The following is a 19,357-nucleotide window of genomic DNA, read 5'->3' as shown; positions in this document are numbered from 1 at the left end:
GGAAGGAACCTTGCCGCGAACCGACCCGGCCCGATGAACTCCCGTTCCCCGACATCGATCCCTGGAGGTTCGACGATGCCGTCAACCGTTGTTCTCGTGCACGGCGCCTGGCACGGCGCCTGGGCATGGGACAGGTTCCTCCCGGAGCTGTCCGATCTGGAGACCCGCACCGTCGAGCTGCCGTCGGTCGGCAGCGATCCGGCCGCGCTCGGTGACCTCTACGCCGACGCGGCCGCGGTGCGCGCGGCGGTGGCGGCCCTCGACGGCCCCGTCGTCGTGGTCGCGCACTCCTACGGCGGCGCCCCGGTCTCCGAAGGGCTCGTGGGCCTCCCCCAGGTCTCCGGCATCGTCTACGTCTGCGCCTTCCAGCTCGACGTCGGCGAGTCGCTCGCCGCCGCGGTCGGCGGCTCGGCGCCGGACTGGTGGGACATGCACGAGGAGCAGGGCTACGTCGACACCCTGCGCCCCGAGGAGATCTTCTACGGAGGCGTCGACGCGGCCACCGTCGCCGACGCGATCGGCAAGCTGCGCCACCAAGGCCTCGCCGCGTTCGCCCAGCCGCAGACCGCCGCAGCCTGGCACGACATCCCCAGCACCTACGTGGTGTGCGAGCAGGACAACGCCATCCCGGCAGTCGCCCAGGAGGCGATGGCGAAGCGCTCTGACCGGGTGGTCCGGATGGACACCTCGCACTCCCCGTTCCTGACGCGGCCCGCGGAGCTGGCCGCCATCATCCGGGAGCAGTTCTCGGCCCAGGGCTGAGCGCGCGGGCGGCGTGTCCCGCATGACGCGCGGGCCACCTGGCTGTACAAGTTGGGCGTGGAGTCCAGCGAGGTGCGCTACCAGGCCGTGGCCCGGTCCCTGCGTGACGGGATCGCCGGCGGCGAGTACGCGACCGGTGCCCGGCTGCCGTCGGAGAGCGAGCTGGCCGCGGCGTTCGCGGTCTCGCGCGGCACCGTCCGGCAGGCGTTCGCCGTGCTGCGGGCCGAGGGGCTGATCGCGTCGCGCCGCGGCGCTCGCCGCGTGGTCACCGGCGGTGAACGCACCCAGGGTTTCGCGGAGCTGATGAGCTTCTCGGCATGGGCCCGGTCGGTCGGCGAGGTGCCCGGCGGCCGGGTCGTGGAGCTGCTGCGCCGGCCCGCGTCCGCGGTGGAGGCCGCCCAGCTCGACGTCGACGACGACGCACCGATCTACCACCTGACGCGCGTGCGCACCCTGTCGGGACGAGCGGTGATGATCGAGCGCACCGCCTACGTCGAGCGGGTCGGGGCGCTGCTGCCCGGCATCGACATGGCCACCGAGTCGGTCACCGAACGGCTCGCCGCGCTCGGCATCGTGCTCACCGAGGCCGAGCACCGGATCGACGCGGTGGCGGCCGGCACCGAGGACGCGGCGCTGCTCGACGTGGCGGCCGGCTCACCCCTGCTGCGGACGCGGCGGCGGACCACCGACCAGGCAGGCGACCCGATCGAGTGGTCCGCCGACACCTACCGCAGCGACGCCGCGGTCTTCGTCGTGCACAACTCGGCCGCGCTCACGGCGCTGGCGCGGGTGGAGCGGCCCGTCCCCTCACAGTGACTCGAGGACCCCGGTGATGGTCGCGCGGAACTGCGCGAACGTCGGGGTCTCCCGCTCCGAGTCCTTGCCGCCGTCGTCGCAGCGCCGCACCAGCACGGCGTCGGCGGCATGTGGGTGTGCCGCGAAGGTGGCGACCTCCGCCGGGCTCATCGGGCCGCCCTGCAGCGAGAGCGTGTACACCGACGCGGGCGAGAGCTGCGCGAAGTACTCCGGCTCCACCGCGCAGAGGTAGCGCTTCGCGGCGACATGCAGCCGCACGGGCTCCACCACCTCCGGCCCGAACCACTGCGCGAGGTACGCGGCAGCCTGCTCGTCGTGGTGGTTGTCGGTGCCGCTCATGAGCTCGGCCCCGGTGCGCAGGCCGGTGAAGTGGCCGACGTCGTGCAGCAGCGCGGCGACGACCAGCGCCGGCGCCGCGCCGGCCGCACGGGCGCAGTCGGCGGCCTGCAGCATGTGGGTGGCGATGCTGACCTCCTCGCCGAGGTACTCCTGCGCGCCCTGCGAGGAGAACAGGCCCTCGAGCTCGTCGACGATCGCGGTGCTGGTCACGCGGTCACCGCCGCGCGCAGCACGGCTGCCGAGCTGTGCAACGCGTCCAGATCGGCGTAGCAGCCCTGCAGGTGGCGGGCGCCCGACTCGGCGTAGGCGGTGCGGGCGTGCAGCAGCCGGACGTTGTCGAACACCAGGCAGTCACCCGGCTCCAGCCGGAGGTCCAGCCGCAGCTCCGGCCGGTCGATCAGCTCGGCGAAGGTCCGGTAGGCGTCGTAGAACGCGACGAGCTCTTCGGCCGGCAACACCATCGGCTGGATCGAGCGGTTGTTGAACCGGACCTCCCGGATCCGGCCGAGCGGGTCGACGTCGATCATCGGGCGCTCGGCGAGCAGCACCGTGTCGGCGTCGGCGAACCGGAACGGCACCGGGGTACGCGTGAGGACGGCGAACGCCTCGGGGTGCTCGGCCCGCAGCAGCGCGGCGGCGTGGAACCCGTCGACCAGCCCGCTGTCGCCGCCCACGGCGGCGTTCTCGAGGCAGTGCAGCAGCTGGATCGTGGGGACGGGGTCGCGGTAGGGGTTGTCGGTGTGCGGGGTGATGCGGGAGCTGGTGAACGCCAGGTTGTTCGGCTGGGCCTGCACCCGGACGTCGAACAGGTCGCCGTAGTTGGTGGTGCGCACGAACCCGAACGTCGCGGCGACGTCGAGGACGGTGCCCGGCCGCGTCGGGACGTCGCGCAGCAGCGCGAACCCGAGGCTGCGCACGGCGTCCAGCACGCGCAGCCGCTCGGCAGGCCGGTCGCGGTGGTCCTGCCACCCTGCCGAGGGCAGTCGCCCGTCGAGATCACCGGCGGCCCACAGCGCCTTGCCGTTCTCGGTGCGGCCGTCGTCGACGGGCGTGCTCTCGACGGCGTCGAGCCAGCTCAGCGGGTAGCTGCCGCGGTGCGGCGGAGCGAACTCGACGATCGCGACCGGGCCGTCGCGCTCGTCATCGGCGAGTGTGACGCCGACGATCTCGGGTCGGGCCGGCAGGTCGGTGATCCCGAAGAGCTTCTGCCCGTTGCGGGGATCGCGACAGTCGGTGCACCGGCAGTTGTCCCGCAGCCAGATCGCGGGCCAGCGGTCGAGTCGTCGGGCCCGTTGTCGGGTCGGGTCGGTCGTGAGCGCGGCACTCATGGATCCTCCGGGTCAACGTGTGTGGCCACGATACAACATGTACAGCCATGTTGATTTCAGGCGCGGGGGTCATGCACGGCCCGGTCGGTGCGGTGCAGGACGATCGGCAGCACGGCGGTGAGGACCGTGACGGTGAGCGCGCCGCCGGCCAGCGCGGGCCAAGGGCCGTCGACGGGGCCGACGAGCAGCATCGCGGCGAGCCCGCCCAGCGGGAATCCGGCGAAGGTCACCATCCAGCGCGCGGCACGGCGTAGGCGGGCGGTGGGTGACGGGGTGAGCGTTGTCTCGGTTGTCATGGGGCAACGCTGACGGGCACCGCTGACGACGACACCGGCGGCCTCATCCGACGGCGTAGGTCGCCGAGAGCGCCCCGGTGGCGGACGTGTGCGTGTCGACGAGTCGCAGTGCGGCGGGGGCGGCGCCGTCGAACAGCCGGGTTCCCTCGCCGAGCAGGACCGGGTCGGTGATCAGCCGCAGCTGGTCCAGCGCGCCGTGTCGGATCAGTGCCTGGACCAGTGCGACGCTGCCGGTGACCACGATGTCGCCGCCGGGAGCCTGCTTCAGCTCCGTCACCTGCTCGGCCGTCAGCGGCGAGGAGCTGCTCGGTGCGACGGCCCATCTCCTCGTCGAAGTAGGGCCGTGCCGATGCTGGGGCGCCGAGACGACGCCGTCGAGCGAGCTGAACAGCTCCGCGATGATCTTCCTCATGGCGTGCTCCGTTTCGAGGGGGGGAGGCGATCGATCGATCCTCGCCCGGCCCCCGTCGTCGACGGAAAGTCCGATCCGGCATCACCTTCGTGCACGGGGCGCACGAACGGGCCCTCACCCGATCCCGTGCGCGTCCCACCACGCGAGCACGCGCATGCCGTACAGCGTCAGCCATTTCGAGGGCTCCCCCTCCGCCACGTCGACCTCGAACCACACCTGCCCGGGCAGCCGGCTGCCCTGCAGCCAGGTGCCGTCGGGCTGCCGGGCGGCGCGGACGAGCTCGATCGCCTCGGCCATGCGGGGATCCGGCGCGCGGCCGTCGAACAGGCGGGCGCGGCGGAAGTGGTCGGTGGCGACGAGCGCGTTGTAGCTCGCGCGGAACGGGTAGGTGAACCGGCTGACCCACGGCCCGACCAGCTCGCCGGTGGAGGCGCGGCGCAGCAGGGCGCGCCGCAGCAGGTACTCCTCCCCGGAACGCCGGGCGGCGAGCGTGGCGTCGGTGCCCCCGGTGGCGACGTCGTAGGCGAGCAGGCCGGTCAGCGAGTTGAGGGTGGACGGGAACGAGGACCTCGTGGATCCCTCGACCCACTCGCAGTTCCAGCCGCCGTCGGGCTGGCGGTGCTCGACGAACCAGTCGACGATCCCGGCGATGTCGGCGCCGAGCCACAGCCCGTTGGCGACCGTCCAGGCGTTGATGCAGCAGTCGACCTCGCCGCCCCAGTACGGCAGGTCGTCGTACTCCCAGCGGCTGTTCGCGGCGAGCAGTGCGGCCGTGCCGCGCAGGGCGGACGCGTCGACTCCCCACTCCCGCAGCGCGTTGAGCGTCCACGTGGTGGCCGTCCAGGGCTGCCCGGCCTCCTCCGGCGCTGCCGGGCCGCGACCGGGTGCGGGGAAGAACGCGCCACCTGCCCACTGCCCGTCGGGATCGTGGAGCGCGAGCAGGCGGGCGCCGAAGCCCTCGGTGGCGACCCGCGCCCGCGTCGCCTCCCAGGCCTCGGCGGGTGCGCCCAGCAGATCGCGCTCGACCTGCCAGCGCAGTGCCGGATCGGAGTCCTGCAGCCACGACGTCACCGATTCGATCGCCACGGCGCGACCCTATCGAGACCGGCCGACAGCGAGACCGGCCGACGACACCGGTCCCGGTCAGCCCCGACGCCGGTAGCGGACGCGCACCAGCCACACCGACCACACCGGCACGGCGACGACGAACACGGCGACCGGCAACAGGACCAGCGGCGACGACGACCCGGCGCCACCCCTTGCGCCTTCGACGATCCACACCGGGATCAGGGAGAGGAACACGAGCGTCGCGCACAGGAGCGACGCCACGTCCACGGCGAGCATCCGCCGCAGCAGCGGCTCCCGGGCAGCGGTGAGCCAGTAGTCCTTGTGGGGGATGTTCAGCACCCGCAACGGCCCGCGGCGCACGAGCAGGACCAGACCGACCCCCAGCAGCAGCACGATGATCCCGGGGAGGAGTGCGAGGGTCAGCGCCTGACCCGCCGATCCGAACCGGTCGGCGGTGCCGTCGATCCCGAAATGCACCGGCACCTCGCCGGGAGGGATGCGGACGGCAGCCCACACCGCGACGGCCGCGTACCAGGCGGCGCCGACGAACAGGATCCCCCAGGGACGCATGATGATCCTCTCTGGATGCTGCCGGTCGCGCAGTACTACTCCTTGAGCGGGCGCCGGTCCAGCGACCCTTGACCTCTACGGGGTGACCTACCTCCGTGCGCAGGCGCTGGGCAGGCTCGCGACGATCGGCCCGACCGGAGCACCCCAGAACCATCCGGTGACCTACCGGCTCGACGAGCGCACCGCAACGATCGAGATCGGCGGGCCGAACCTGGCCGGATCGCCGAAGTTCCGCAACATCCAGGCCGACCCACGGGTCTCGTTCGTCGTCGACGACGCCCCGCACCCGGTGGGGCCGGGCGGGCAGCGCGGGCGCGGCCTCGAGGTCCGCGGCAGCGTCGAGACGCTGCTGATCGACTCACCCATGATCGACGGGTTCGGCAACGACCTGCTGCGCATCCATCCGCGCCGGATCGTGGCCTGGAACATCGACGGGCCCGGCAGCAACATCCGCACGGTCGAGCGGGAAGCCTGAGCTTCCCCGGGCTCACGCCTGAGCGGTGGCGGGCCGTCCGGGTGCTGCCCGCTCGGCGACGGGTACGGGCTCGGCCGCCACCGCGGCACGCTCCGGCGGCACCGCAGCGGTCGCCCCGCGGCGCCGCATGACCGCTCGGGTCAGCCCGCACGCCCAGCAGCCGGACGCTCCGATCAGCAGGATCCCGGCACTGCCGACATCCGGATCCAGCACGAGCGCCCCCATGGCCGCGACGAGGAAGCCAGCCCCCACAATGCTCCAGCCCGTCATCACAACCCTCGCCCGCCCCGGCGTCACCGCCTCGATCCGTTGACCGGTTCAACGCGGCGAACGGCGAGACGTTGCGTCACCCGATCGAGCCTCACCCGGTGGCGGCACCGATCGCGGCACGTTCGGGGGGCCTCGTCACCCGGTCCGGTCGCGCTCCAGTGCGTCCAGGCGGGCGCTGATCGACTGCAGCTCGGTCAGCACCCGGTCCAGCTTCGCCTCGGCACGGTCCACGTCCTCGCCGATGTCCCCCTCGATGTCGCGGACCGCTGCCGCACTCGCCTGCCGCAGGTTCTCCACGAACCAGCTCGCGATCGATGCCGTCACGACGCCGAGCAGGGCGATGCCCGCCACCATGAGCGACCCGGCCACCACCCGGCCCTCGACGGTGACGGGATAGCGGTCGCCGTAGCCGACGGTCGAGATCGTGGTGACCGTCCACCACAACGCCTCCCCGAACGTCGTGATCGTGGCGCCGGGAGCGTCGCGTTCCGCGTCGAGCACGGCGACGGACGCCACGAACCCGACCAGCAGCACCGTGCCCGCGACGTAGAACGCGACGCGGCCCCGCACGTCGTCGCGCAGCTGCCGGTTCAGCACGGTGAGCACCGTGATCACGCGCAGCGCCCGCAGCTGGCGCAGCATCGGCAGGCACAGGATCAGCAGGTCGAGCAGGTGCGTGCCGACGTAGTACCACCGGCGCTCCGCCAGCGCGATGCGGATGAGGTAGTCCAGCCCGAACACGACCCAGGTGCCGGTGAGCAGCACCTCGATCAGGTCGTGCCCGTCGGGGGTGATCGTGGTGTCGAGGACCGACACGGTGTAGGCGATCAGGAAGACGACCGCGAGCCCGGTCAGCGGCCAGTCCACGTACCGGTCCCACGCCGCGATCCGCGGCTCGGGAGGCGCAGCGGTAGGTGGGGCGGTTGTCATGCCGCGCAGCCTAAGCCGCGCGCTGTCGAACACTGTTGCAGGAGGTCAGCGCCCCGTGGGTGTCGGCTTCACCGCGGTTCTGGATCGCGCCGGGGCAGGTCCCGGACGGCCGGCGGGTCGGCACCTGCCGGGTCGTGTCCCGTACCGCTGAAGAAGGCCGCGTTCACCGCCCGGAAGTGGTCGAGCGGCTCCGGCAGGCTCAGGTCCAGGTAGATCGCCTCCTGCGGGCACGCCGGCTCGCAGGCGCCGCAGTCGATGCAGGCCTCGGGGTCGATGTAGAGCATCCGGGTGCCCTCCCGGATGCAGTCGACCGGGCACTGGTCGACGCACGAGCGGTCCATGACGTCCACGCAGGCATCGGTGATGACGTAGGGCATCGGGTTCTCCTCGTTCGTCGGTCAGCGGGTGGTTGCAGCCGCGGCGGTGAGGAGCCGGCCGCGGTCGACGATCTTGGTGCGGGCGCGGCCCCGTTCCCGGCCGAGTGCGATCTCGGCGGCGTCGATGCCGGTCCAGCCCGGCCAGTCGACGACGTGGCAGCCGCGATCGCGCAGGACGGACCCCAGCGGGACGTCCGGGGCGGGTCCCTCGTCGAGTTCGGCGAGGAGTTCCCGGACCGACTCGATGGCGCAGGCCTTGTTCGACCCGATCACCCCGCTGGGACCACGCTTGATCCACCCCGCGACGTGGATGCCGGCAGCGACGCGGCCGCGGACGTTCGGCACCAGCCCGCGCTCCGCGTCGAAGGGGAGACCGGGCAGTGGCTCGCCGTGGTGGCCGATGGAGCGCACGACGGCCTCGACGGCGAGCTCCTCGCTGCCGCCGGGCCCCTCGAGCTGCAGCGAGCCCACCCGGCCGGGTCCGGTGACCGCCACGGTACGGCGGTGGAACAGGAACGTGAGCCGCTTCGGGGTACCGGCCCTGGACTGCGCCGCCCAGGTCGCGAAGATCTCCCGACGCTGCGTCGCCGCCCGGTCGGTGACACAGCGCGCCTGCTCGTCCCGGGTGAGCTCGAGGTCTGCGGGGTCGACGACGATGTCGCACCCGAGCGCGTCGAGCTCGCGCAGCTCCGCGGGTGAGAACCGGACGTCGACGGCGCCGCGCCGCGCGATGACGTGCACCTGGGACACGCGGTACCGGTCCAGGGCCGTGAGCACGTCGTCGGGGACGTCGGTGGTCGCCAGCCCGGCACCGCCCTTGAGCAGGACCCGCGCGACATCGAGGCTCACGTTGCCGCCGCCGATGACGGCGACGGTGCGCGCGGGGCGGTCCCACCCCGGCTGCCGGCCGTCGGGGTGGCCGTTGTACCAGGACACGAGGTCGGCGGCGGCGTGGTTGCCGGGCAGGTCCTCCCCCGGGATCCCGAGCCGCCGCGACCGCGGCGCGCCGGTGGCGAAGAGCGTCGCGGCGCAGGCCCGCTGCAGGTCCGGCAGGTGCAGGTCGGTGCCGTACCGGACGTTGCCGTGGAAGCGCACTCGAGGATCGGCGAGCACCGCCGACAGCGTGGCCGTCACCGACTTGATCCTGGGGTGGTCCGGGGCGACGCCGTAGCGGACCAGGCCGAACGGGGTGGGTGCCGCGTCGAACACGTCCACGTGCACATCCGTGCGCTTGAGCAGCTCGGCGGTGGCGAAGATCCCGGACGGACCTGCGCCCACGACCGCGACGGGCCGCGCGACCACCTCAGGCCTCGGCCTGCGTGCGGCGCGCCTTGGCCGCACCGGTGGCGCCCCAGCCGCCGAGCAGTGTGTCGTCCCACAGGAAGCGCTCGACGGCCGCGGCGTCGCGGCCCTTGCCCGGCTCGTACTGCCCGCGGTGGATGATCTCCTCGAGCGCCCGCCTGCTCGTGGGCTCCGGGACGACGGCCGGGTACCCGATCCCGAACATGTCGTAGATCTTCATGCCGCGCGGGATCCCGAGCCACGACTTGAGCATCGTGCTCATGTAGGGCGAGCTCACGTCGCTCACCCACTGCGAGCCCAACCCGAGCGAGGCGACGGCGAGGTGGGCGAGGACCGTGGCCTGGGCGAGGCTGGAGATGAAGTGGTTCTCGCCCTTCTCGATCGCGGTGCGCACCGGGTACGCGTCGATGACCCGGGGATCGCCGAGCACCAGCACGAACACCGGTGAGTTGCGGAACCCGGTGAAGCCGATGTGGTTGCGGTGCCCCCACACGGCCTCCTGCATCTCCCGCTTGTCGGCCATCTGCTTGGCGTAGAGCTCGGCGATGCGGCGGCGCATGTCGTCGTCGCGGATGACGAGGAACTCCCACGGCTGCCCGTTGCCGGCCGACGGCGCCCAGCGCGCCACCTCCAGCACCTTCTCGACCAGCTCGTCTGGCACCTCGCGGTGCGGGTCGATCGCCCGCACGGAGCGGCGGTAGCGGGCCAACGCGAGCAGCTCGTCGTAGGTGGCGCGATCGCTGTCGAGCTGGGCTGCGGATTGCACGGTCTCGGTCATGGCGGCAACGCTGCGCCCACTACTGAGAACTGTCCAATACTCATTGATGGTTCTCTGATCACATGGCACTATCAGTCGCACCATGGAGTTCCGCCACCTCGAGTACTTCGTCGCCGTCGCGGAGGAGCTGCACTTCCGCCGCGCCGCCGCCCGGCTGCACATCGTGCAGCCGGCACTGAGCCAGCAGATCCTGCGGCTGGAGGCCGAACTGGGCGTCACGCTGCTCGAACGCACGAAGCGCCACGTCGAGCTCACCGAGGCCGGCCGATCCCTGCTGGTGGACGCGCGGGCGCTGCTCGAGCGGCGGACGAGCGCGATCGAGGCCGCGCGCAGCGCCGCCGACGGCCGCAGCGGGCACGTCGACGCCGGCTTCGTCGGGCCGGCCACCTACAGCGTGCTGCCGGCCGTGGTCCGCGCCTTCCGCGGGCGGCACCCGGACATCGACCTGCGCCTGCACGAGCTCACCTCGGCCGAGCAGCTCGACCGGATCGCCGCGCACACGCTCGACGTGGGGTTCGTGCGGATGCCGATGGGGGACAACAGGTTCGTCTGCGAGCGGGTGCTCACCGAGCCGATGTGCGTCGCGCTGCCCGAGGGCCATCCGCTCTGCGCGCACCCTGCCGTAGCGCTCGCCGACCTGGCGCCGGAACCGTTCATCATGGTGCCGCGCAGCCGCGAGCCTGCTGTCTTCGACCGCATCGTCGGGCTGTGCTCGCGCGCCGGGTTCAGCCCCTCCGTGATCCAGGAGGCCCAGCAGGTCCACGCGATGATCGGGCTCGTCGCCATCGGGCTCGGGGTGGCGCTGGTGCCGGAGTCGATGGGCACGCTGTGCCGGCCCGACGTCAGCTACCGGCCGCTGGCGGACGCGGGCGATGCCGTCGTGGAGACCGGGCTGGTCCGGCGCCCCGACGACACCGCACCCGCGGTCCGCCGCTTCGTCGAGACGGCCCGTGAGGTCACCGCCACCGCGTCAGCGGATCCGTAGGTCACCGCCGCGTCAGCGGATCCGTAGGTCGTCGAGCACGTCGAGGTTCCAGGCCATGCCGTGACCCGGCCGGTCCGGCGGCGCGGCACGGCCGTCGACGATCGGGAGGGTCTCGTGCAGCACGTCGTCGATCAGCGGGAAGTGCTCGATGTACGGGCAGTTGGGCACGGCGGCGGCGAGGTGCACGTGCAGCTCCGGCAGGAAGTGCGGGCTCAGCGTCGCCCCGGAGGCCTCGGCTATCGCGGAGATCCGCAGCCACTCGGTCACCCCGCCGGTGAGCGGGACGTCGGGCTGCAGCACCGATGCGGCCCGCTCGCGCAGGTAGGCGGCGAACTCGAAGCGGCCGTGCAGGTGCTCGCCCACGGCGATCGGCAACCCGAGCCCGGCGGCGAGGGTGGCATGCCCGGCGATGTCGTCGGAGCGCAGCGGCTCCTCCATCCAGAACACGTCGAGGTCGCGCAGCCGGGAACCGACCCACTGGGCGGTCGGCAGGTCGAGCCGCTCGTTGCAGTCGACCATGATCCGGACCTGGTCGCCGACCGCCTCGCGGACGGTGCGGACCCGCGCGACGTCCTCCTCGGCGCGCCGCGCACCGATGCGCAGCTTGATCGCGGAGTAGCCCTCGGCCAGGTAGCCCTGCGCCCCCTCGACGAGCTGGTCGGGCGTCATGGCATGGGTGGCCCGGCCGCTGCCGTAGACCTCGACGTCGTCGCGGTGGGCACCGAGGAAGCGGAACAGCGGCAAGCCGGCCCGGCGGGCGCGCAGGTCCCAGATCGCGATGTCCACAGCAGACAGTGCAGGCAGCACGACGCCGCGCCCGAGCCGGTGGGTGTCGTCCCAGATCCATTGCCAGCACTGGGGCCAGTGGTCGAGCTCGACGCCGACGACGTGGTCTCCGACGGTGCCGCCGAGCAGCGCGTGCACGCCGTCGGCGCCACCGGTGAGCGCGTAGGTGAAGCCGGTGCCGGTGGCGCCCTCGTCGTCGGTGACGGTGACGTGCAGCAGGTCGACCTTGGTGGCCCCGGAGCCGCCGCGGCCCGCACCGAGCGGGATCTGCGACCAGCCGGTCCGGACGTCGGTGACGGTGGCCATCGTCAGCGCTTCCGGGTGCCGGTCGGCGACGGTCCCGGGTCGTTGCTCACGACCGTGGCGGTCAGGGTGCCGATCCGCGACAGCGTCAGCGTGATCAGGTCGCCCGCCGTGAGCGGACCCACGCCCGACGGGGTACCGGTGGCGATCACGTCGCCCACCTCGAGCGTCATGACGGTGGAGATGTAGGAGACCAGCTTCGCGACGCCCCAGATGAGGTTGGCGGTGCTCGTCTTCTGCCGGTGCTCGCCGCCGACCGTGCAGTCCAGGTCGATCGCGTCGACCGCGCCGACCTCGTCGCTGGTGACCAGCCACGGGCCCATCGGCGTGAACGTGTCGAAGGACTTGCGCGTGGAGCGGTCCTCTCCCCCACGCATGGTGATGTCGAGCAGGCCGGTGTAGCCGACGACGTGGTCGAGTGCCTCGGCCTCGGAGACGTTGCGGGCCCGCCTGCCGATGACGGCGGCGAGCTCGCCCTCCTGGTCGACGCGGCGGTCCGAGTAGGGCAGCACGACCGCGCCACCGGTCGCGATGATCGAGGACGGGGCCTTGAGGAACACCGCCAGGTCGCTGATGTCGACCGACAGCTGCATCTCGGACTTGTGGTCGCGGTAGTTCACCGGTGCCGCGACGATCTTGGTGGGGTCCGGCACCGGGGCGCCGAGCACCACGTCGCGCAGCGGGATGCTGTTGTGCGGCGTCGGTGCCGGGAGGCTGTCGCGGACCTCGTCCCAGCGCTGCAGCAGCCGGCGCATGGCGCTCGGCCCGCCCGACTGCGTGGCACCGACGATGCCGTCGAGGTCCACCACCCGATCGTCGGCCAGGTAACCGATCCGGCCGCCGTCATAGGTCACGAGTCGCATGGTGCCGTCCTTCGCCTGTCGCGGATTCGTCGCTACGATCAATCGTCAGCATGCTGACGATATGATTCTGTCAACACGCCGGTCAAGCGACCGGTCGCCACCGGTCGGCTTGTACGATCCGGATGCCGATCGACGAGAGCAGCGAAGGGCAGGGGCAACCATGGTGGCTCGGCCGGTTCCGACGGGGGCGACGGCCGCCGTCGACCTGGAGCTGACCGACATGATCGGGCACCTGCTGCGCTCCTGCCAGCAGCTGCACGTGGCGATCTGGTCCGAGGCCTTCCCGGGCGGGCTGACCTCGCCGCAGTTCGCCGTGCTGCACGCGCTCGCCAACGAGGGGGAGCTCACCCAGACCACGCTGCGCTCCCATGCCCGGCTCGACCGCTCCAACGCCGCCGACGTGATCCGCCGCCTGGTCGCGCGCCGGCTGGTCAGCCAGGTCAAGGACCCCACCGACGGCCGACGCCGCGTCATCCGGCTCACCGCGGCGGGGCGGGGCGCCCACGCCGAGGCGACCCGCCGGGCCGTCCAGGTCAACGAGGCCATGCTCGACGGGCTCGACGCGCCACAGCGCACGCAGCTGACGTCACTGCTCGCGGCCGTGCTCGACCACCATCGCGGGCTGCTCGACTACCAGCTCGACTGAACCCCCGCCCCCCTGACCGCGGCGCATCGCGGTCCTTTCGTGAGCATTGCTCACGACTGGAGCACGTCACCCGGCCCCTTGACACGCGAAACCGCCCATGTCATTTTCATCAGTATGCTGACGAAATTCGCTGAGAGCGTGCCGCGACGGGTTGCTCGATGACCCAGCCGCAGCACAGCGCCTACCTCGTGATCGGCGGCGGGATCGGCGGGCTGACCGTGGCGCTCGCGCTGGCCAGGGACGGCCACGACGTCCGCGTGCTCGAACGCGCGCCGGAGTTCTCCGAGGTCGGTGCCGGCCTGCAGGTCGGCCCCAACGCCTCCCGGGTGCTCGACCGGCTCGGCGTCCTCGACGACGTCGCCCGCGACGCGTTCTTCCCCCGGCGGCTGGTGCTGCGCGACGCCGTGACCGCCGAGCCGATCACCGCGCTCGAGACCGCCGAGACCTTTCGCGAGCGCTTCGGCTACCGCTACTTCGTGACGCACCGCGCCGATCTGCACCAGGCCGTCATGACCGCGTGCCTGGCGAGCGGACGCGTCGAGCTGCTCGCCTCCAAGCACGTCACGGCCGTGACCCCGCGCGACGGTGGCGCGCTGGTCGCGTGCGCCGACGGCAGCATCTACGACACCGACGCGCTCGTGGCCGCCGACGGCCTGCACTCGCTGACCCGCGACCTGCTGATCGCCGACGGCCCGCCGCTGGACTGCGGTTATGTCGCCTACCGCGGCACGGTGCCGATCGAGGCGGTGACCGCCGACGGCGGGTTGCGCGAGCCCGACGCCATGGTGATCTGGGTCGGCCCGAGCCTGCACCTCGTGCAGTACCCGGTGCGCCGGGGCGAGCTCTGCAACCAGGTGGCCACCTTCGACACCCGCCGCTACACCGCCGACGCCGACGACATCGGCCGCCAGCTCGACAACGCCTTCACCGGCACGTGCGCCGAGGTGGCCCGCGGCGTCGGACTGATCGACCGCTCCCGGCGCTGGTCCATGGTGGACAGGGAGCCGGTCGGCGGCTGGACGCGGGGCCACATCGCGCTCGTCGGCGACGCGGCCCACCCGATGCTGCAGTACCTCGCGCAGGGCGCCTGCCAGGCCATCGAAGACTCCGTCGCGCTGGCCGACAGCGTCACCGCCCATCCCGGTGACACCGCGGCCGCCTTCAAGGCCTACGAGGCACTGCGAGCACCCCGCGCCGCCCGCGTGCAGACCACGGCTCGCACCTGGGGCGACATCCTCCACATCGACGGGGTCGGCGCGAGCATGCGCGCCGCACTGCTCGCCCAGCGCCCGGCCGACGACTTCGCCCCCGTCGACTGGCTCTACGGCCACGACGCCGCACGCACCACGACCCAACTGGAGCACGCCCGATGACCGCGACATCCGTGTCCTCACTCCGCCGTCACACCGAACAGGCCTACGCGGAGATGGCCGAGCTGGGGGTCGGGGCGCTGTGGCGCCACCTCGGCAACCTCTTCCCCGCGGAGCCCGCGACGCGGGCGGTGCCGTTCCACTGGAGCTACGGCGCGCTGCGCCCGTACATGCTGCACTTCGCCGACGTCCTGTCGATCGAGGAGGCGCAGCGGCGCGTCCTGATGCTGGTCAACCCCGGGCTGCAGGCCGAGTCGGCCACCGTCACCGGGCTCTACGCCGGCATCCAGGTGATCCTGCCCGGGGAGCAGGCCCAGGCCCACCGGCACGCGGCCAACGCGTTCCGCTTCATCATCGAGGGCTCCGGGGCCTACACGACGGTGGCGGGCGAGCGGGTCCACATGCACCCCGGCGACCTGCTGCTGACCCCGGGCTGGCAGTGGCACGACCACTACCACGAGGGCGACGGGCCGATGATGTGGCTCGACGGCCTGGACTTCCCGATCGTCAACGCGCTGGACGCGCAGTTCTTCGAGCTCCACGGCGAGACCGCGCAGCAGAGCTCGGTGCCCGACGGCCTGTCCTCGGCGCAGTTCATCCACGGCAGGCTCAACCCCACCTGGATCCGTGAGCGCACGGTCAGCTCGCCCATCGGCAACTACCCGTGGGCCGAGACCGAGCGGGCCTTCGCCGCGATCGCCGAGGACGCCGCGGGCAGTGCCGTCGACGGGATCCAGCTCGAGTACACCAACCCGTGGACCGGTGGCCCGGTCATGCCGACCATGGCCTGCCGCATCCAGCGGCTGGTACCGGGCTTCCACGGCGCGCCGCGGCGCCACACCGCGGGCACGATCCTGCACGTCGTGCGCGGCGAGGGCACCACCGTCGTCGACGGCCAGGAGATCTACTGGGGCGAGAAGGACGTGCTCGTGGTGCCGTCCTGGGCCACCTACCAGCACATCAACGCGTCGCGATCCGCGGACGCCGTCCTGTTCGCCTACAGCAACGAGCCCGTCGTACGGGCGCTGGGCCTCTACCGCGACGAACTCCGCTGAAGGGCGCGAACCCATGACGAAGCCCGCAGGACCGCCGACGCTGCTGCAGGACGACGACCGTCCCGCCTTCCCCCTCGACGCCTGGTACGCCGTGGGTTGGGATCACGAGGTCGGCCGCACGCTGCGCCCCGTCCGCGTCGCCGACCAGCCGCTCGTGCTCTACCGCCGCACCGACGGCCAGGCCGTCGCGCTGGCCGACTCGTGCTGGCACCGGCTGGTGCCGCTGTCGATGGGTGCGCTGATCGGCGACGAGGTGGAGTGCGGCTACCACGGCATCCGCTACGACGGCGACGGCCGCGCCACGTTCATGCCCGCGCAGCAGACCCTCAACCCGAGTGCCTGCGTGCGGTCCTACCCGGTGGTCGAGCGGCACCGCTTCGTCTGGGTCTGGACCGGTGACCCGGCCAGGGCCGACCCCGACCGCGTGCCCGACATGCACTGGAACGCCGATCCGGGCTGGGCCGGTGACGGCACCTCGATCCGGCTCGACTGCGACTACCGGCTGATCCTCGACAACCTCATGGACCTCACCCACGAGGCGTTCGTCCACCGCAGCACGCTGGCACAGGCCGAGATCAACCACGAGCGGCTCGACGTCGTCCACGACGGGAGCACCGTCACGGCCACCAAGTGGATGCTCGGGATCACGCCGCCGCCGTTCTGGTCCGCGCAGCTGCAGACGGTGTTCCCCGACTACGCCGGGCCGGTGGACCGCTGGCAGATCATCAACTTCGCGGCGCCGTCGACGATCACCATCGACGTCGGCATCGCGAAGGCGGGAACCGGTGCGCCCCAGGGCGACCGCAGCCACGGCGTCGCCAACCGGATCCTCAACACGATCACCCCCGAGACGGCGACCACCTGCCACTACTTCTGGGCGATCGCGCGCGACTACCGGCTGGGCGAGCAGCGGATCACCACGCAGCTGCGCGACGGCGTCACGCGCGTCTTCGCCGAGGACGTGGCGATGCTGACCGCGCAGCAACGCGCCATCGAGGCCAACCCGGGCCACGCGTTCTACAACCTCAACATCGACGCGGGCGGGATGTGGGCCCGGCGCGCGATCGACGCGCTGGTCGACCGGGAGCTCGCCGGCGCTGTCCCCGCGGGCACCGGCCGATGACGACCGCCGGGGCCGCCTGGTCGTGGGTGACCGTCGCCGCGGTCCGCGACGCCGCAGCAGGCATCCGCTCGATCACGCTGTCCTGTGAGCGGCCGGTGCCTGCTGCCCCCGGCACCCACATCGACGTGATGGTGCTCGTCGAGGGGCGGACCGGGACGCGCTCGTACTCGGTGGTCCGCAGCGACCCGGCCGCCGGCACCCTCGAGATCGCCGTGCGGCTGGCCGCGGACGGCGGTGGCGGCTCGCGCTACCTGCACGGGCTGGCCGCCGGGGACCGGCTCCGCATCAGCGAACCGCGCCAGTACTTCCCGCTCACCCGCGGCCGTCCCGGGTACGTGCTGGTGGCCGGCGGCATCGGAATCACCCCGCTGGCACCGATGTTCCGCGAGCTGTGCGCGGCGGGCGCGGACGTGCGGCTCGTCTACGCGGGCCGCGACCGGGCCGCCATGGCGTTCGTCGACCAGCTGGCCGGGCTCGACCGTCCGGTGCAGCTCGTCGTCGAGGCCGAGGGCGCCACGATCGACGCTGCCGCGCTCGTCGCCGGTGTACCCGCCGCCCACGAGCTGTACGTGTGCGGCCCGATCGGGCTGCTCGAGGCGCTGCGGGCGGCCTGGCGCGCGGCCGGGCGACACGCCGCTCACCTGCGGTTCGAGACGTTCGGCAGCAGCGGCGCCCACCCCGCCGAGGAGTTCGTGGTCGAGGTGCCGCGGCTCGCGCTGCGCACCACCGTGGCCGCGCGGAGCACCGTGCTCGACGCCTTGCGGGCCGCGGGCGCGGAGATGATGTTCGACTGCCGCCGCGGCGAGTGCGGCCTGTGCGAGGTCCGGGTCCTCGCCTGTGACGGGGTCATCGACCACCGCGACGTCTTCCTCAGCGACGCGCAGCACGCCGCCGGTGACTACCTGTGCACCTGTGTGAGCCGGGTGGCCAGCACGTCGCCCACCGGTGGCCTGTCGACGCTCGTGCTCGACCTGCCCTGACCTGCCCTTCTGCCACTCCCGGGAGACACCCATGCCTATTGACGACCCACCACTGCTGCGCGTCGAAGGGCTCAGCCTCGCCTTCGGCGGGGTGCGGGCGCTCTCGGGCGTGGACCTCACCGTCGCCGAGGGCGCCATCTGCGGGCTCGTCGGCCCCAACGGCGCCGGCAAGACCTCCCTGTTCAACTGCATCTGCGGCTACTACCGGCCGACGGCGGGCCGGATCCTGTTGCGGGGCAACGACATCACGCACAGCACGCCCCACACCCGGGCCGCCAACGGCATCGCGCGCACGTTCCAGCACCCCGTGCTGCAGCGCGACCGTTCGGTGCTGGAGAACGTGGTGGTCGGCGGGCACAGCACGCTGACGGGCGGGCCGGTGCGCTACGCGCTGCGGATCGCCGTCGGGCGGGCGGAGCGGGCCGTGACACAACGGGCGCGGGAGCTGCTCGACCACCTCGGGATCGCGCACCTGGCCGACGTGATCGCCGGCGAGCTGCCCTACGGGAGCCAGAAGCGGGTGGAGCTGGCTCGGGCACTGATGTCGCGCCCGGCCCTGTTGCTGCTCGACGAGCTCGCCTCCGGCCTCACCCACGAGGAGGTGCACGAGCTGGGCGAGCAGATCCGCCGGGTCCGGGCCGACCTCGGCGTCGGCATCGTGCTCGTCGAGCACCACATGGGCATGGTCGCCGCGATCACCGACACCGTCGTCGTGCTGGTGCAGGGCGCGAAGGTCGTCGAGGGTCCCGCCGCCGACGTGCAGCGCCACCCGGTCGTGGTCGACGCCTACCTGGGGGCGGCCGCATGACGCTCCTGACCGTCCGCGGGCTCACCGCGGGATACGGCGAGGGCGAGGTCATCCACGATGTCGACCTCGCGGTGGCACCCGGCGCCACCACGGCGCTGCTGGGCGCCAACGGTGCCGGCAAGACGACGACCCTGCGGGCGATCACCGGCATGATCGCCCGCCGCGGCACCGTCACGTTCGACGGGCACGACCTCGCGGGGCTCACGAGCGACCAGGTCGCACGGCTCGGGATCGCCCACGTCCCGCAGGGCCGGGGCACCTTCGCGCAGCTCTCGGTGCAGGACAACCTGCTGGTGGGCGCGCTGAGCCGCCGGGACCGCAGCGGCGTCGCCACCGACCTGGACCGGTGCCGGTCGCTGTTCCCGATCCTCGCCACGCGGGCCCGCTCGGCGGCCGGCACCCTGTCCGGCGGTGAGCAGCAGATGCTCGCGATGTCGCGCGCGCTGATGGCGCGTCCCCGGCTGCTGGTGCTCGACGAGCCGTCGCTCGGCCTCGCGCCCGGCATCACCCGGCAGATCTTCGACCTGCTGCCGCTGCTGCGCGTGGAGTGGGACACCGCCGTCCTCGTCGTCGAGCAGAACGCGAACCTCGCACTCGCACTCGCCGACGACGCCGTCGTGCTGGAGAACGGGCGCGTCGCCATGGCAGGCGCCGCCGCCGAGATCGCAGGCCACGACGACGTCCGCCGCGCCTACCTCGGAACCTGAGGGGTCCT

24 protein-coding genes are annotated in these 19,357 nt (G+C 72.5%); 11 read left to right on the top strand and 13 right to left on the bottom strand.

What is annotated here, in order from left to right; genetic code table 11:
• The first annotated feature begins 75 nt into the window (after nucleotides 1-75).
• Both ACFPFQ_RS08660 and ACFPFQ_RS08655 read left to right on the top strand, forming a co-directional pair.
• Nucleotides 76-762, top strand: a complete 687-nt coding sequence (locus ACFPFQ_RS08660; RefSeq protein WP_379616616.1) for an alpha/beta hydrolase — start codon at nucleotides 76-78, stop codon at nucleotides 760-762.
• Nucleotides 763-819: 57 nt separating this feature from the next.
• The gene (locus ACFPFQ_RS08655; protein WP_379616614.1) at nucleotides 820-1,578 is read left to right on the top strand and encodes a GntR family transcriptional regulator; all 759 of its coding nucleotides are present in this window, start codon (nucleotides 820-822) and stop codon (nucleotides 1,576-1,578) included.
• On the opposite strand, the gene ACFPFQ_RS08650 is transcribed toward ACFPFQ_RS08655, so the two are convergent.
• From ACFPFQ_RS08650 to ACFPFQ_RS08625, 6 genes are all read right to left on the bottom strand, one after another.
• Nucleotides 1,570-2,127, bottom strand: coding sequence for an HD domain-containing protein (locus ACFPFQ_RS08650; protein ID WP_379616612.1), 558 nt, complete (start codon nucleotides 2,125-2,127; stop codon nucleotides 1,570-1,572). The genes ACFPFQ_RS08655 and ACFPFQ_RS08650 overlap by 9 nt on opposite strands.
• Nucleotides 2,124-3,245, bottom strand: coding sequence for a TauD/TfdA family dioxygenase (locus tag ACFPFQ_RS08645; RefSeq protein ID WP_379616610.1), 1,122 nt, complete (start codon nucleotides 3,243-3,245; stop codon nucleotides 2,124-2,126). Before ACFPFQ_RS08645 ends, ACFPFQ_RS08650 begins: the two co-directional genes overlap by 4 nt.
• Nucleotides 3,246-3,301: 56 nt before the next feature.
• Nucleotides 3,302-3,541 (bottom strand): hypothetical protein, encoded by a 240-nt coding sequence (locus ACFPFQ_RS08640; protein WP_379616608.1) that lies wholly within the window; start codon nucleotides 3,539-3,541, stop codon nucleotides 3,302-3,304.
• A gap of 43 nt (nucleotides 3,542-3,584) precedes the next feature.
• Nucleotides 3,585-3,953: a dihydrofolate reductase family protein gene (locus ACFPFQ_RS08635; RefSeq protein WP_379616606.1), complete on the bottom strand. Its 369-nt coding sequence runs from the start codon at nucleotides 3,951-3,953 to the stop codon at nucleotides 3,585-3,587.
• Nucleotides 3,954-4,067: 114 nt separating this feature from the next.
• Complete coding sequence (locus ACFPFQ_RS08630) at nucleotides 4,068-5,039, bottom strand: squalene cyclase (RefSeq protein WP_379616604.1); 972 nt, start codon at nucleotides 5,037-5,039, stop codon at nucleotides 4,068-4,070.
• Between the two features lie 57 nt (nucleotides 5,040-5,096).
• Nucleotides 5,097-5,591 carry a DUF1648 domain-containing protein gene (locus ACFPFQ_RS08625; RefSeq protein ID WP_379616602.1) on the bottom strand — a complete coding sequence of 165 codons (495 nt, stop codon included), beginning with the start codon at nucleotides 5,589-5,591 and terminating at the stop codon, nucleotides 5,097-5,099.
• 82 nt (nucleotides 5,592-5,673) lie between these two features.
• On the opposite strand from ACFPFQ_RS08625, the gene ACFPFQ_RS08620 reads away from it, so the two are divergent.
• Nucleotides 5,674-6,066, top strand: a complete 393-nt coding sequence (locus ACFPFQ_RS08620) for a PPOX class F420-dependent oxidoreductase (RefSeq protein ID WP_379616600.1) — start codon at nucleotides 5,674-5,676, stop codon at nucleotides 6,064-6,066.
• Between the two features lie 12 nt (nucleotides 6,067-6,078).
• Here ACFPFQ_RS08620 and ACFPFQ_RS08615 read toward each other — a convergent pair whose 3' ends face one another.
• The 5 genes from ACFPFQ_RS08615 to ACFPFQ_RS08595 form a co-directional block, all read right to left on the bottom strand.
• Nucleotides 6,079-6,318 carry a hypothetical protein gene (locus ACFPFQ_RS08615; RefSeq protein WP_379616598.1) on the bottom strand — a complete coding sequence of 80 codons (240 nt, stop codon included), beginning with the start codon at nucleotides 6,316-6,318 and terminating at the stop codon, nucleotides 6,079-6,081.
• A 153-nt stretch (nucleotides 6,319-6,471) separates the two neighbouring features.
• Nucleotides 6,472-7,266, bottom strand: coding sequence for a potassium channel family protein (locus ACFPFQ_RS08610; RefSeq protein WP_379616597.1), 795 nt, complete (start codon nucleotides 7,264-7,266; stop codon nucleotides 6,472-6,474).
• 68 nt (nucleotides 7,267-7,334) lie between these two features.
• A complete protein-coding gene (locus ACFPFQ_RS08605) occupies nucleotides 7,335-7,643 on the bottom strand; it encodes a 4Fe-4S dicluster domain-containing protein (RefSeq protein WP_379616595.1) in 309 nt (102 codons plus the stop codon).
• A gap of 21 nt (nucleotides 7,644-7,664) precedes the next feature.
• A complete protein-coding gene (locus tag ACFPFQ_RS08600) occupies nucleotides 7,665-8,921 on the bottom strand; it encodes an FAD-dependent oxidoreductase (RefSeq protein WP_379616593.1) in 1,257 nt (418 codons plus the stop codon).
• 25 nt (nucleotides 8,922-8,946) lie between these two features.
• The gene (locus tag ACFPFQ_RS08595) at nucleotides 8,947-9,723 is read right to left on the bottom strand and encodes a nitroreductase family protein (RefSeq protein WP_379616591.1); all 777 of its coding nucleotides are present in this window, start codon (nucleotides 9,721-9,723) and stop codon (nucleotides 8,947-8,949) included.
• 82 nt (nucleotides 9,724-9,805) lie between these two features.
• On the opposite strand from ACFPFQ_RS08595, the gene ACFPFQ_RS08590 reads away from it, so the two are divergent.
• A complete protein-coding gene (locus tag ACFPFQ_RS08590; RefSeq protein ID WP_379616589.1) occupies nucleotides 9,806-10,708 on the top strand; it encodes a LysR family transcriptional regulator in 903 nt (300 codons plus the stop codon).
• A gap of 12 nt (nucleotides 10,709-10,720) precedes the next feature.
• Here the strand turns inward: ACFPFQ_RS08590 and ACFPFQ_RS08585 are convergent, their stop codons facing one another.
• Nucleotides 10,721-11,800: a mandelate racemase/muconate lactonizing enzyme family protein gene (locus ACFPFQ_RS08585; protein WP_379616587.1), complete on the bottom strand. Its 1,080-nt coding sequence runs from the start codon at nucleotides 11,798-11,800 to the stop codon at nucleotides 10,721-10,723.
• 2 nt (nucleotides 11,801-11,802) lie between these two features.
• A complete protein-coding gene (locus ACFPFQ_RS08580; protein WP_379616585.1) occupies nucleotides 11,803-12,660 on the bottom strand; it encodes a fumarylacetoacetate hydrolase family protein in 858 nt (285 codons plus the stop codon).
• A gap of 160 nt (nucleotides 12,661-12,820) precedes the next feature.
• Here ACFPFQ_RS08580 and ACFPFQ_RS08575 point away from each other — a divergent pair, with 160 nt between their 5' ends.
• The 7 genes from ACFPFQ_RS08575 to ACFPFQ_RS08545 all read left to right on the top strand — a co-directional run bounded on the left by ACFPFQ_RS08575 (nucleotide 12,821) and on the right by ACFPFQ_RS08545 (nucleotide 19,349).
• A complete protein-coding gene (locus ACFPFQ_RS08575; protein WP_379616583.1) occupies nucleotides 12,821-13,306 on the top strand; it encodes a MarR family winged helix-turn-helix transcriptional regulator in 486 nt (161 codons plus the stop codon).
• Between the two features lie 158 nt (nucleotides 13,307-13,464).
• The gene (locus ACFPFQ_RS08570) at nucleotides 13,465-14,679 is read left to right on the top strand and encodes an FAD-dependent oxidoreductase (protein WP_379616581.1); all 1,215 of its coding nucleotides are present in this window, start codon (nucleotides 13,465-13,467) and stop codon (nucleotides 14,677-14,679) included.
• On the top strand, nucleotides 14,676-15,731 hold the full coding sequence (locus tag ACFPFQ_RS08565) for a cupin domain-containing protein (protein WP_379616579.1): 1,056 nt from the start codon (nucleotides 14,676-14,678) through the stop codon (nucleotides 15,729-15,731). Before ACFPFQ_RS08570 ends, ACFPFQ_RS08565 begins: the two co-directional genes overlap by 4 nt.
• Nucleotides 15,732-15,744: 13 nt before the next feature.
• Complete coding sequence (locus tag ACFPFQ_RS08560) at nucleotides 15,745-16,854, top strand: Rieske 2Fe-2S domain-containing protein (protein WP_379616577.1); 1,110 nt, start codon at nucleotides 15,745-15,747, stop codon at nucleotides 16,852-16,854.
• Complete coding sequence (locus ACFPFQ_RS08555) at nucleotides 16,851-17,834, top strand: PDR/VanB family oxidoreductase (RefSeq protein ID WP_379616575.1); 984 nt, start codon at nucleotides 16,851-16,853, stop codon at nucleotides 17,832-17,834. The genes ACFPFQ_RS08560 and ACFPFQ_RS08555 overlap by 4 nt, the downstream gene beginning before the upstream one ends.
• A gap of 31 nt (nucleotides 17,835-17,865) precedes the next feature.
• Entirely contained in the window at nucleotides 17,866-18,642 is a 777-nt protein-coding gene (locus ACFPFQ_RS08550) for an ABC transporter ATP-binding protein (protein WP_379616573.1), read from the top strand.
• Entirely contained in the window at nucleotides 18,639-19,349 is a 711-nt protein-coding gene (locus ACFPFQ_RS08545; RefSeq protein WP_379616571.1) for an ABC transporter ATP-binding protein, read from the top strand. The genes ACFPFQ_RS08550 and ACFPFQ_RS08545 overlap by 4 nt, the downstream gene beginning before the upstream one ends.
• Nucleotides 19,350-19,357 lie beyond the last annotated feature (8 nt).

This window comes from Pseudonocardia sp. GCM10023141, assembly GCF_042653605.1.
Note: the sequence above shows the minus strand (reverse complement) of the source record. Positions and strands in the feature narration are given on the sequence as shown.